Genomic DNA, 12721 nt, shown 5'->3' on the forward strand with positions numbered 1-12721 from the left:
TCGGCCAGCGCGACATAGCTCTCGCCGCCGAGAATGACGTGGGCGTGTTCAAAGCCCGAGCAGGCCAGCCGAAAGTGATACAGGCGGTGGTCCAGCGCGACACCTGCCACGGTGACGCCCAGGCTGTGCATGTCGGTAAAGTCGGACAGCCCGAGGCGACCGGGCTCATGCACTTGGCGGAATATGACGTCGCGCTCCTCGCCATGCACGGCACGCCAATCGCGGATGCGTCGCTCCAACGTGCGGCGCACGGTGCGCGACAAGCTCGGATGCCGTCGAAGCATCTCCTCGAACACTGCCACCGGCCGAATACCCGGAGCAGAGCGCAGCAGCGGCACGACCTGCGCGTCAAAGATCTCGGCCAAGGGATCGGGGCGGCGCCGCTCGCGCGGCGCCTTCTTCTGCGACGGCAACCGCAAATCCTGTTCGATGCGATAGGCCGTGGCCATGCTGAATCCCGCGCGCGCGGCCGCCGTGGACGGTCCTTCCGTGCGTCTGTACTTCATGTAGAGCCTCATTTGGTGGTCGTTGACGTGTCGTCCGGGCACGGCGAGCCTCCCTTGCAAGGAAGACTCGTTCATACCCGATCCACCGCGACCACCGAAAAGGCTCTGCACTCAAGCCGAGCGCTTTCGGCGCGGCGCAGCGGCGCCGGTTCCGGGCTACGCCCGTCACCGCCGCTGCTGCGTCTGCATTCTCATCCTGATTGACGCGCTGTTCTCATCTTGATTGACGCGCGGCAGGCGCCGATCGCGCCGGACTTCGCCCGTCTCTTGATCGAATTCCCGTTCGGCGATATCTACAGCCGCCCGGGGCTCGACCTGAAGTCGCGTGAGATCGCGACCATCGCGGCGCTTGCCGCGCTCGGCAATGCGACGGCGCAATTGAAAGTACACATCGAAGGTGCGCTCAATGTCGGCGCGACCCAGGCCGAGATCGTCGAAGTCTTCATGCAGATGGCCGTCTATGCCGGTTTTCCGGCAGCGCTCAACGCGCTCTTTGCGGCGCGGGAGGTATTCGAGAGCCGTCAGGACGCGGCCGATGCGCCTGAGGTGGCCTGAGCGTTACGCGCAAGGCGTGCGCTGACCGAGCGCCAATGGACGAAGAGTCCCGCGCCGGCCGCTGCGAGACTCGCGGCATTGGCCGCCCAGAATCCGCGCGCGCCTCTCAGCCATTCGGGTACGGCGCCGCCGATATCGAACCCGAGCAGATAACCGCCGCCGAGTCCAACGCCCCAAAGCGCCACGGCGTAGATCACGGTCGGTACGACGGCAACCTTGTAGGCTCGCAGCACGAACGCCGTGGCCGTCTGAAAGGTATCGAAGATGTGGTAGACGAGCATGATCGGCAGGAGCGGCATGGCCGCAGCGATGACGGTCGCGTCGGGCGTGTAGCCCGCAAGGATCAGCGGGCGGAGTAGCCAGGAGACAGCGGCGTAGCCGCATCCGATAGCGCAGGCCAGGGCGATGCCGTGCCGTGCGAGCGCCCGCGCCGCATCATGGCGCCCGCCGCCGAGAGCATGGGCCACGAGCGTGGAAGTGGCGATGCCGATCGACATCGGTGTCATGTAGAGCACTGCACCGAAGTTGCCGACGATCTGATGCCCCGCGAGCGTGGTCGTGCCGAAGCGCGCGATGAAAAGCGCCATGAACGTGTATGAGGTGACCTCGATCAGATACGAGAGCCCCATGGGCAGTCCCAGCTTGAGAAGTGCCGCGAGCCGCTGGACGCTGGGCCAGCAAAAGCGCGTGAAGATTCCGAACGGTGCGAAGAGCTCCAGCCTGGCGAGCAAGGTCAGCGCAATGCCCGCGAGCGTGTAGTTGATCAGCGTGCTGGCGAGTGCGCAGCCCGGGCCGCCCAACGGCGGGAGCCCCAAGCCGCCGAAGATGAACCAGAGATTCAGCGCAACTTTCGCCAGGAGCGCTGCGACTTGCAGCATCATCACGAGCCGTGGCTTGCCGACCGCGTTGGCAAGTGCCGAATAGACGCGAAAGGCGAGGCTGGCTGGCAAACCGAACGCGGCGATGCGCAAATAGAGCTCGGTTCGTTCGTGAAGCGCCGCGGGAACGCGCGCAATGGCGAGCAACGGCGCGGGGAAGTACATGACCGCGAAGCCGAGCACGGCAAGCCCCGCCGCAAGCCAGAGTGCCTGGCGAACCTCCTCGCCGATTTCCGCGTGACGGCGCGCGCCGAAAAGCTGACCGGCGATCGGCTGCAGCGCGAGCACGACGCCCGTCAGGCCGACGTAGACCGACACATAGATGGACGAGCCGAGTCCGAGCGCGGCAAGATCGACCGCGGAGAAGCGGCCCACCATGGCCGTATCGATGACTCCGAATGCGATGATGGCGAGCTGCCCGACGAGCACGGGCCATGCGAGCCCCGCGATATTGCGGATATCCGCGAACATGGCTACCGCCGGCGAATCGGATGCTTGCGCCGCGGTGCGGGCGGCGTCGGACGATCGACGCGCACATAGAGGCGGAAGCGTTCGTCACGGTCCGCTGCGCGGCGGCCTTCCCATACGAGCTTCCAAACGTAGCTCGGCATCGGGCTCGGCGCGATGAAGTCTTGCGCATCCTGGCGCAGCAACACGTCGCAGTCACCGCTGAACGAGAACTGCATGTCGCCGAAGTAAGCGAACGATGCGAGCTGCGCGTCGCCAAGGCGAACCGGCGAAATGCAGCTGTAGTCGTCGGGCAGATGCTCGGCGATCTGCATCGCGACATCGCGGTAGGTCCGGCTGTAGTTGACGATCGGCAGCCACAGCGTCATCAGCAGCACCCACATCAACGTCGTGCCGGCGCTAGAGAGCACCACGCTGCGCCAGAGCACGTTCGGATGTCGTGCCAGACGCCAGCGCGCGAGCGCGAGCCAGCACACGGTGACGCCGATGGCGCAGACGAAAGAGAGCACGTCGAAATGCGGCACGAAGCCCGGCACGAGCCGCGCCAGGTTGCGCGCCAGCGGGGCGGGGAAACCGGTTTGCGACGCGAGCCAGACCAGCCAGACGAACGTGCCGAGAATCGTGAAGCTGAGCAGCGCGAACCAGTCGATCGCGTTGATGGCTCCACGTTTGAGCGTCGGTAACGCGAACGTCGCCAGCACGGCGAGCGGCGGCAACAGCAGCATGTAAAGCCGGTTCGTTTGATGGCTTTGCAAGACCACGAGAACCAGCACGGGGGCGACGACCGAAAGCGGTACGGCAATATGCGGCTTGCGGCGCAGACCGCCCCAACTAAGCCAGGCCCACACCGCCAGGGGCCACGCGGGCCAAGTGAAAAGCGGCAGGTTCTTGAAGGCGTAACGCACGACGTGCCCCGGCGGCGCCGAAAAGCGATTGATGCTGCCGTTGACCCACTGTTGGATGAACCACCGCGCGTCGTCGCCGTAGAGTTTGAGCACCGCGAGCGGCCACGCCACCGACAACGCCGCCGCGAGCGGTATGCCGACGACGAGCAACCAGACCGAGCGTGCTTCCGGCACCAGCGCCAGCAGCACCAGCGTACCGGCGAAAAGGGCGGCAACCAGCAGCGGATTGCCGCTCAACGCGAGGAGGCCGAGCCCGAGGCCCCAACAGACGGCCCCTTGCAATGGCTTGTCGAGCGTGCGCACCAGTCCGTACACGATGAGCGCGATGCTCATCAACTGGCCGAGCTGGGGTGTCGTTTCGTGGCCTCGCTCGGCGAGTCCGAACGAGGCGAGCAAAATCAGCAAAGCGCCGTCGCCGAGCACGCGTCCGTAGTCGCGTGGCGCGGGTTCACCGCCGAAGGCGTACTTGAACGGTTGAACTTCGGCACGGCGCCCGAGCAGATAGGCCGTATACCAGACCAACGCACAGGTTATGCAAAAAAGTATGCCGGTCGACAGCCGCGACGCATCGGCCGCGTCGACCCATGGCGCGAGCAGCCGGATGCATCCCGCGCCGAGCCAGTAGCCGAGCGGGCCGGTGTCAGTGATGTACTTGCCGACGAGGTTCGGCAGCAGCCAATCCCGGACCTCGCCACCGGCCATCGTCCACATGACGCCGAATCCAGCCGCATCTTCGTTCTTCCACGGGTCGCGGCCGAACAGGCCGAACGCCGCATAGACGATGCAGATCGTCAGCAGCAGCCAGCGAGGCAGCGCACGCGTGGCGGAGGCGGTGAGTCGGACGACGGGTCTCATGCGGATGGACGGCGATCGTTATCGTTATTCGGCTAATGGCGGGGGCGATCGCCATCGCAGCGAATCGGCATTGTAGCCGCGCTCATGCGGCCGTGACGCCATGCCGCTGGCCGACCGGCATGGCGATGAAAAAAGGGCAGCGCGGGCTGCCCTTTTTCTTGCAGTACCTTTGCACGCTCGTACAAAGGTGCGGCGCGTTACTTTGCGGCGGCCTTGCCGGCTGCGCGCACACCGAACTTCTTGTTGAACTTCTCGACGCGGCCTGCCGTGTCGACGATCTTTTGCTGGCCGGTGTAGAACGGGTGCGACTCCGACGACACTTCGATCTTGGCGAGCGGATACTTCTTGCCTTCGAAGTCGATCGTCTCGCGCGTCTGGATCGTCGAGCGCGTCACAAACGTGAAGCCGTTCGATACGTCCTGAAAAACGACTTCGCGGTAATCGGGATGAATATTGTCCTTCATGGTGCTTCCTTTAATGTGGCGGTAGCCAGCCCGCTGCGATGCGCCGATACGGCGGTGCCGGTAAGTCCGGCAGCATCGAACCGCGAACCACTTGCCCAAGGTCGAAAGACGGCGATTATGCCAGAAAATCATGCTGTTGGCGAAAAGATTTGCGCGTCGTCGGCCCGCGCCAATCAATCCGGCTCACCGCTGTGCGTATCGAGGAGTACGCCCGTGCGCGCCGGATCCTGTCGGTAATAACGGGCGAGCAGACGATACAGTTCGGGGTATTCGGCCTCGAATGCGCGCGGCTGGACGAAGAGCGCCTCACTGCAGACCGCGAAAAATTCGGATGGATGATCTGCCGCATAGGGATCGATCAGCGATTCGCGTTCGAAACGCGCCCAGCGCCGCGTCGGCACGGCATCGACCTGCGCACAGAACCGGTCGTAGGCGGAGTCGAAGACGCTTGCCCATTCGTCGGCGGTGAGCGGCGCGTGCCAGCGCTTGAAGAGCGGCGGGTGGCCATCCGTTTCGCCGCTCAACATGTCGATCTTATGGGCGAATTCGTGGATGACGACGTTGTAGGCGTCACGCGCATCGGTCATTTGCGCATCTTCCCACGAGAGAATGACGGGGCCGCCCTCCCACGCTTCGCCGCTCGCGTCGTGCTCCACTTCGTGCACCACGCCGTCTTCATCCTCGACGGTTTTGCGAATGACGAATTCACCGGGGTAGACGACGATGCCAACCCATCCGCGATAGAGCTCGAGGCCCAAATTGAGGACGGGCAGCGAGGCTTGCACGGCGATGCCGGCGATCATCCGATCGGTCAACGCGAGGCCGTGGGCCGTGGAGAACGATTTTTGAGCGATGAAGAGGCTGGTGGTTTCTCGCAAGCGAGCGAGATCGGCGGCATCGAGATAACCGAGGAACGGCAGGCCGTCGAGCGTCGCCTGCCAGATATCGTCGGCGATACCGTACTCACGCAGTGCGCGTTCGCGGCGGCGCGTGTCGAGCCAGCGGGAGAGCTTCGTGAGCATGATGCAGTGCTCGGTTGGGCGGGAGCGGGAAGGACTGGCGCCGGAATCGATCCGCGCCGGCATCGGCTGCCGGCGCGCCCAGTCGGCGCGCTTTGCGCAACGTTATGCCAACCTGATCTCAGCCGCCGCGGCGCATCATGTCGAAGAACTCGGAATTGCTCTTCGTCTGGCGAACCTTTTCGAGCAGGAATTCCATCGCTTCGACTTCATCCATATCGTGGATGAACTTGCGCAGTACCCAGACCTTCTGAAGGATCTCGGGCTTGATGAGCAGCTCTTCGCGCCGGGTACCCGACTTGTTCAGATTGATGGACGGATAGACGCGCTTTTCAGCCAGACGGCGTTCCAGGTGCACTTCCATATTGCCGGTGCCCTTGAACTCTTCGTAGATCACGTCGTCCATGCGGCTACCCGTTTCGATCAGGGCTGTGCCGATGATCGTAAGCGAGCCACCTTCCTCGATATTGCGCGCCGCGCCGAAAAAGCGCTTCGGTCGTTGCAGAGCATTGGCGTCCACGCCGCCCGTCAACACCTTGCCCGACGCGGGAATCACAGTGTTGTAAGCGCGCGCGAGACGCGTGATCGAATCGAGCAGGATGACGACGTCGTGCTTCATCTCGACGAGGCGCTTGGCCTTTTCGATCACCATCTCGGCCACCTGCACGTGGCGCGTGGCCGGCTCGTCGAACGTCGAGGCGACGACTTCGCCCGTGACCGAGCGCTGCATTTCCGTCACTTCCTCGGGACGCTCGTCGATGAGCAGCACGAAGAGGACGACATCGGGATGGTTCTGCTTGATCGCATGCGCAATGTGCTGAAGCATCACCGTTTTGCCCGACTTCGGCGACGCGACGAGCAGGCCCCGCTGGCCCTTGCCGATCGGCGCGATCATGTCGATGATGCGGCCCGTGACGTTTTCCTCGCCGCGCATTTCACGTTCGAGCAACAGCGGCTTGTTCGGGTGCAGCGGCGTGAGGTTCTCGAACATGATCTTGTGTTTCGAGGCCTCGGGCGGCTGCCCGTTGACTTTGTCGACCTTCACGAGTGCGAAGTACCGCTCCCCGTCTTTCGGCGTGCGGACTTCGCCTTCGATCGTGTCGCCCGTGTGCAGATTGAAACGCCGGATCTGCGAAGGACTGATGTAGATGTCATCCGTGCTCGCGAGATACGACATTTCAGGCGAGCGCAGGAAGCCGAACCCGTCGGGCAGGACTTCGAGCGTGCCGTCGCCGAAAATGGTCTCGCCTGTTTTGGCGCGCTTCTTGAGGATGGCGAACATCAGTTCCTGCTTGCGCAGGCGGTTCGCGCTTTCGATCTCGAGGCCGTTGGCCATTTCGATCAATTGAGAAACGTGCTGAGACTTGAGCTCGGATAAATGCATACGGAAATCCCGCCGGGGAAGAGAAGGTGCGACGAAAGAATCTGGGAGGAGGATGAGCGGAACCGCTCAGGGACTTATACGTTTTCTTGACGTTTTGTCATTCTAGCATAGCACACGCCAGCTACCGTTCAGCGGACGATCGCGCGGCTGAAAGGCCTGTTGCACGGGGACAACAGGCCTGGCATGACGATCACAGATTGCTGTCGAGGAATGCGGTCAGTTGCGACTTCGAGAGTGCGCCGACCTTCTGCGCGGACACAGCGCCATTCTTGAACAGGATCAGCGTGGGGATGCCGCGCACGCCGAACTTCGTCGGGGTAGCCTGGTTTTCATCGACGTTGATTTTCGCGATCTGCAGACGGTCGCCGTAATCCTTGGCCACCTCGTCGAGGATGGGGGCAATCATCTTGCAGGGGCCGCACCATTCGGCCCAGAAATCGAGCAATACGGGCTTGTCGGACTTCACGACATCCTGCTCGAACGATGCGTCACTGATGTGCTTGATTTGTTCGCTCATTTAGATTTACCTCATCGGGTTCCGGGACCCGAGCCTCAATTGCCCGCCACGATACACCAAAACGGGAAAACGCACTGTCGGTGCCGATGCTCAAATGCGGCTGGCGCGATGTGCTGCGTCCACTGCATGCAACCAGTCGAGCGAGCCGCACGGATCGCAAGAGCCAGGTGCGGCAGCGCGTTCGGCGGCGAGTCGTCCGAATGCCATATTAGCCCAAATCGCTATCCGTCGTACGGGGTCGATAGCCATGCGGTCACGCGCGCCGGGCCCGGCGCTGCGGCCCCCGCGTTCGATTGCCGCGGCGGGGGCAATAAGAGGGGAGCGCAAGAAGGGTCGCGCCGTGCGCGCGACGATGATAGAATGCGCCGTGACGGGCCTCCTCGCATGGAGGGGCGGTCAACCTGGTCAGGTCGGGAACGAAGCAGCCACAGCCGTTTTCCGCCAGTGCCGAGGGTCAGGCTCGTCACCTTCCTTTTTCTTCTCGTTGTCCTCTTCTTGTCTCCCGCCAAGCCGTTTCGTGCAGTCGATCCGCGCCGCTACTCGCCTCGTCTTGCGCCGCATCGTTGCTGATACAATTTGGCGATGACCTATCAAGTTCTCGCACGCAAGTGGCGGCCGAAGGATTTCGCTTCGCTCGTCGGCCAGGAGCACGTCGTGCGTGCTCTCACGCACGCGCTCGACGGCGCACGTCTGCACCACGCCTACCTGTTCACCGGTACGCGCGGGGTCGGCAAGACCACGCTTTCGCGCATCTTCGCCAAGGCCCTGAACTGCGAGACGGGCATCACGGCGACGCCTTGCGGTGTGTGCCGCGCATGCCGCGAAATCGATGAAGGGCGCTTCATCGATTACGTCGAAATGGATGCCGCGAGCAACCGCGGCGTCGACGAAATGGCGGCGTTGCTCGAACGCGCCGTCTATGCGCCGGTCGACGCCCGCTTCAAGGTGTACATGATCGACGAAGTGCATATGCTGACGAACCATGCGTTCAACGCAATGTTGAAAACGCTGGAAGAGCCGCCGCCGCACGTCAAGTTCATCCTCGCCACGACCGATCCTCAGAAAATCCCGGTGACAGTGCTGTCGCGCTGTCTCCAATTCAATCTGAAGCAGATGCCGGCGGGTCACATCGTCGGGCACCTCGAGCGCATTCTCGGCGCGGAAGGCGTTGCGTTCGAGCCACAGGCACTGCGGCTTTTGGCGCGCGCGGCGGACGGCAGCATGCGCGATGCGCTGTCGTTGACCGATCAGGCGATCGCCTATTCGGCCAATCAGGTGTCGGAGGAGGCGGTGCGCGGCATGCTGGGCGCGCTCGACCAGAGCTATCTGATCCGGCTCGTCGATGCGCTCGTTACGGGGGACGGCGCGCAAGTGCTCGAAATCGCCGACGAAATGGCGCTGCGCAGTCTGTCGTTCTCGACGGCGCTGCAAGACCTGGCGAGTCTCATGCACCGCATCGCCTGGGCGCAGTTCGCGCCCGCCTCGGTGCTCGACGATTGGCCCGAAGCGAACGACGTGCGGCGTTTCGCCGATGCGCTCGCGCCGGAAGAAGTCCAGCTTTTCTATCAGATCGCAACGATCGGACGCAACGAACTCGGCCTCGCGCCGGACGAGTATGCGGGCTTCACGATGACGCTGCTGCGCATGCTGGCGTTCGAGCCGACGGTTCGGGGCACGGGCGGTGCGCCCGGCCCGGGCGAGCGTACGGCTGCGTCCGTCGCATCGGCGGGGAGCCGGCGCGCACCGGCCGGCATACTGGCGCGCACGGATGCGACTGCGCAGGACAGCGCGGTGGCGAAAGAGGCGCCGCCCGAACGTGAAATTCAGGCCATTAGCGGCGAGCCCGCACCGGATCGCGAAGCGGTTGCGGCGCCCGCGCACACGCCCGCCCCGTTGGAGACTCCGCCGTTGGACCGTTCACCGCCCGTCGCGCGCGAGAGCGCTGCGTCGGCGCGTGGCGCGCCACCTCGATCGGCCCTCGAGCCGGCTGCCCAGTCTCGCGCCACGGGCGCGAGCGCCGCGCTCGAAGTGCTGCGCGGCGCGGGGTTGCGCGTATCGGCGGATCGCAATCGCCCGGCCGGCGCGGCGAAGTCTTCGCCCTCGCCGGCGGTGAAACCGGCCGCACCACGCACACCCGTCGTCGTCCCGGTGCCGCGTGCCCGCGGCGCGGACGCCGGCGCGGCAAGCGTGCCGGCGGCGGAATCGCCACCGCCCTGGGATGACGCACCGCTTGCCGACGCACCGTTCGACGACAGCGCGCCCTTTTGCGCCGAAGACGCGTATTTCGCCGCGGACCGTTTCGACGATGCGCAAGCCGATACCCGCAATGGGAGCCAAGCGACGTCGGAAGCCGCACCCGCCATCGATCTCGCCTCGCTGCCGCCGCCCGTCATGCTCGACGCGCTCGGTTATGCCGGCGATTGGCCGGCGCTTGCCGCCGAGTTGCCGCTCAAAGGGGTGGCCCATCAGCTCGCATTCAATAGCGAATTGACGATGCTCGACGGCGAGACCTTGAAGCTCGTCGTGCCGGTGCCGCAATATGCCGACGCCGCGCAGGTCGCGAAGCTGAAGTCCGCCCTGCACGAGCGGTTGGGCAGGCCTGTCGACGTGCGCGTCGAGATCGGCCCCGCGCGGCGTACCGCTGCGGCAATCGACGCGGCCGCACGCGCACAACGTCAGCGCGACGCGGAACGGGAAATTGGCGCCGATCCGTTCGTGCGCTCGTTGATTCGCGATTTCGGCGCGAGCATCGTCCCCGGCTCGATCCGGCCCATCGCGCCCGATGCGGGGGCGCCGGCCCACTGAGCGCGTCTCGGGCAGCCACGCACATCGACGACGCCCGGCTTAGCCGGACGTCGTCCAACTATCCACACGATCAAGGAGCATGTCCATGATGAAAGGCCAACTCGCCGGGCTGATGAAGCAAGCCCAGCAGATGCAGGAAAACATGAAGAAGATGCAGGAGCAGCTTGCCCAGATGGAAGTGGAAGGGCAGTCCGGCGCAGGTCTCGTCAAGGTCACGATGACTTGCAAGAACGAGGTCCGTCGCGTGGCGATCGACCCGAGCCTGCTCGCCGACGACAAGGACATGCTCGAAGACCTCGTTGCCGCCGCATTCAACGATGCGGTCCGCAAGGCGGAGGCCACGGCGCAGGAGAAAATGAGCGGTATGACAGCCGGCTTGCCGTTGCCGCCGGGTTTCAAGCTGCCGTTCTGAGGCCGGAGCCGTTCATGCACATGCCGAGCGCAAGATTCGCGCTATCGCCATGAAACAGCCTTCTGCGCTCGTCGCGCTCGTGGAGGCGCTGCGCGCGTTGCCCGGCATCGGTCCGAAGTCGGCGCAGCGCATGGCGTACCACCTGATGCAGCACGATCGGCAGGGCGCCGAGCGGCTCGGACGCTCGCTGCTGTTTGCGGTGGAGCATCTGCAACACTGTGAAAAGTGCAATACATTCACCGAGGCTCGCATCTGCGACGTATGCAGCGACGAATCTCGCGACCCGACGCTGCTATGCGTCGTCGAAACGCCCGCCGATCAGATCATGCTCGAGCAGACCATGACGTATCGCGGTCTTTACTTCGTCCTCATGGGGCGACTGAGCCCGCTCGACGGAATCGGTCCGAAAGAGATTCATTTCGACCGTCTCGTGAAACGTGCCTCGGATGGGGTCGTCAAGGAGGTCGTGCTGGCCACGAACTTCACGAACGAGGGAGAAGCCACGGCACACTACCTTGCGCAAATGCTCAAGGCGCGCCAGCTTGCGGTCACGCGGCTTGCGCGCGGCGTGCCGGTCGGCGGCGAACTCGAATATGTCGATGCCGGAACGATCGCGCGTGCCATGCTCGACCGGCGCTCGCTTTGACCGGGCGGCGCTCGCCGCCTTTCTGAAAGGAACGCTATGACCGCAACTCCTGGCCCGCTTGCGGGCATCAAGGTGCTCGAACTCGGCACCCTGATCGCTGGCCCGTTTGCCGCCCGGTTTCTCGGCGAATTCGGCGCCGAGGTCATCAAAGTGGAAGACCCGAACGGGGGCGATCCGCTGCGCAAGTGGCGCATGCTCTACCCGGCAGCGGGCGGTACCTCGCTATGGTGGGCGGTGCAGGCGCGCAACAAGAAGTCGGTGACCGTCAACCTGAAGGCGCCGGAAGGCAAAAAGATCGTTTGCCAGCTGGCGCGCGAGGCCGATATCGTCGTCGAGAATTTTCGGCCCGGCCTGCTCGAGAAGCTCGGGCTCGGCTATGACGTGCTGAGCGCCGAGAATCCGGGCCTCGTCATGGTCCGCCTTTCGGGCTACGGGCAAACCGGCCCATACCGCGACCGGCCGGGCTTTGGCTCGATCGCGGAAGCGATGGGAGGCTTGCGGCACATCACGGGTTTTCCCGATCTTCCCCCACCGCGGATCGGCATTTCGATCGGCGATTCGATCGCGGCGCTGCATGCGGTCGTCGGCGCAATGATGGCGCTGCATCATCGGCAGGCAACGGGCGGTAAAGGGCAGGTCGTCGACGTCGCGCTTTACGAGGCGGTTTTCAACATGATGGAAAGCGTCGTACCGGAGTATGGCGTATATGGCGCCGTGCGCGAACGCACCGGGGCTGCGCTGCCGGGCATCGTGCCCTCGAATACTTACGCATGCAGGGACGGTCAGATCGTGATCGGCGGCAACAGCGATCCGATCTTCAAGCGCCTCATGACGGCCATCGGGCGCAGCGACTTGGCGAACGATCCCACGCTTGCGCAAAACGACGGCCGGGTACTGCGCACAGCGGAAATCGACGAGGCGATCGGCGCGTGGCTCGCCGGACGCACGATCGACGAAGCGCTCGAGGTGCTCAATGCGGCCGATGTGCCCGTCGGCCGCATCTACAGCGTGGCCGACATGTTCGACGATCCGCAATACGCGGCGCGAGAGATGATTCAGCGTTTCAAGTGGCAAGAAGAACTCGACATCGCTTTGCCGAACGTGACGCCCAAGCTCTCGGCTACACCGGGCGGGACGCGCTGGCTCGGCCCCGAGCTCGGGGAGCACACGGATGAAGTGCTGCACGGGCTCGGCTATGACGACGACGCGATTGCGAGCCTGCGCGAGCGTAAGATCGTCTAATCGCGCTTGGCTCGCGTGACGTGGAAATTGGGCGCGAATACGCCGGCCCAGGCGATCAGCGGCGC

Annotated in this window: 10 protein-coding genes, 1 other RNA gene and 2 pseudogenes; 6 read left to right on the forward strand and 7 right to left on the reverse strand. The window is 64.3% G+C overall.

Annotated features, from left to right (window positions below; genetic code table 11):
• Positions 1-518: pseudogene (locus GWC77_RS12380) on the reverse strand (IS21 family transposase); the annotation flags it as partial.
• Between the two features lie 225 nt (positions 519-743).
• Here GWC77_RS12380 and GWC77_RS12385 point away from each other — a divergent pair.
• Positions 744-1061: pseudogene (locus GWC77_RS12385) on the forward strand (carboxymuconolactone decarboxylase family protein); the annotation flags it as partial.
• Here the strand turns inward: GWC77_RS12385 and GWC77_RS12390 are convergent.
• From GWC77_RS12390 to trxA, 6 genes are all read right to left on the reverse strand, one after another.
• Positions 1028-2410, reverse strand: a complete 1383-nt coding sequence (locus GWC77_RS12390; RefSeq protein ID WP_173257197.1) for an MATE family efflux transporter — start codon at positions 2408-2410, stop codon at positions 1028-1030. The pseudogene GWC77_RS12385 and the gene GWC77_RS12390 sit on opposite strands and share 34 nt — an antisense overlap.
• A gap of 2 nt (positions 2411-2412) precedes the next feature.
• Positions 2413-4167 (reverse strand): glycosyltransferase family 39 protein, encoded by a 1755-nt coding sequence (locus tag GWC77_RS12395; protein ID WP_173257198.1) that lies wholly within the window; start codon positions 4165-4167, stop codon positions 2413-2415.
• A gap of 197 nt (positions 4168-4364) precedes the next feature.
• Positions 4365-4631, reverse strand: coding sequence for a type B 50S ribosomal protein L31 (locus GWC77_RS12400; protein WP_173257199.1), 267 nt, complete (start codon positions 4629-4631; stop codon positions 4365-4367).
• A gap of 173 nt (positions 4632-4804) precedes the next feature.
• Positions 4805-5653 (reverse strand): M90 family metallopeptidase, encoded by an 849-nt coding sequence (locus tag GWC77_RS12405; RefSeq protein WP_173257200.1) that lies wholly within the window; start codon positions 5651-5653, stop codon positions 4805-4807.
• A 118-nt stretch (positions 5654-5771) separates the two neighbouring features.
• Positions 5772-7034 carry a transcription termination factor Rho gene (gene rho / locus GWC77_RS12410; protein ID WP_173257201.1) on the reverse strand — a complete coding sequence of 421 codons (1263 nt, stop codon included), beginning with the start codon at positions 7032-7034 and terminating at the stop codon, positions 5772-5774.
• Between the two features lie 190 nt (positions 7035-7224).
• The gene (gene trxA, locus GWC77_RS12415; RefSeq protein WP_173257202.1) at positions 7225-7551 is read right to left on the reverse strand and encodes a thioredoxin TrxA; all 327 of its coding nucleotides are present in this window, start codon (positions 7549-7551) and stop codon (positions 7225-7227) included.
• Between the two features lie 369 nt (positions 7552-7920).
• Between trxA and ffs the strand changes: the two genes are divergently transcribed.
• From ffs to GWC77_RS12440, 5 genes are all read left to right on the forward strand, one after another.
• Positions 7921-8019: signal recognition particle sRNA small type (gene ffs, locus GWC77_RS12420), an RNA gene on the forward strand.
• A gap of 114 nt (positions 8020-8133) precedes the next feature.
• Positions 8134-10356 (forward strand): DNA polymerase III subunit gamma/tau, encoded by a 2223-nt coding sequence (locus tag GWC77_RS12425; RefSeq protein WP_173257203.1) that lies wholly within the window; start codon positions 8134-8136, stop codon positions 10354-10356.
• Between the two features lie 85 nt (positions 10357-10441).
• Complete coding sequence (locus tag GWC77_RS12430; RefSeq protein WP_173257204.1) at positions 10442-10768, forward strand: YbaB/EbfC family nucleoid-associated protein; 327 nt, start codon at positions 10442-10444, stop codon at positions 10766-10768.
• A gap of 49 nt (positions 10769-10817) precedes the next feature.
• Positions 10818-11414, forward strand: coding sequence for a recombination mediator RecR (gene recR, locus GWC77_RS12435; protein WP_173257205.1), 597 nt, complete (start codon positions 10818-10820; stop codon positions 11412-11414).
• A gap of 36 nt (positions 11415-11450) precedes the next feature.
• Entirely contained in the window at positions 11451-12656 is a 1206-nt protein-coding gene (locus tag GWC77_RS12440; RefSeq protein WP_173257206.1) for a CaiB/BaiF CoA-transferase family protein, read from the forward strand.
• Positions 12657-12721 lie beyond the last annotated feature (65 nt).

Source organism: Paraburkholderia sp. NMBU_R16 (assembly GCF_013282575.1).
GTDB lineage: Bacteria > Pseudomonadota > Gammaproteobacteria > Burkholderiales > Burkholderiaceae > Trinickia.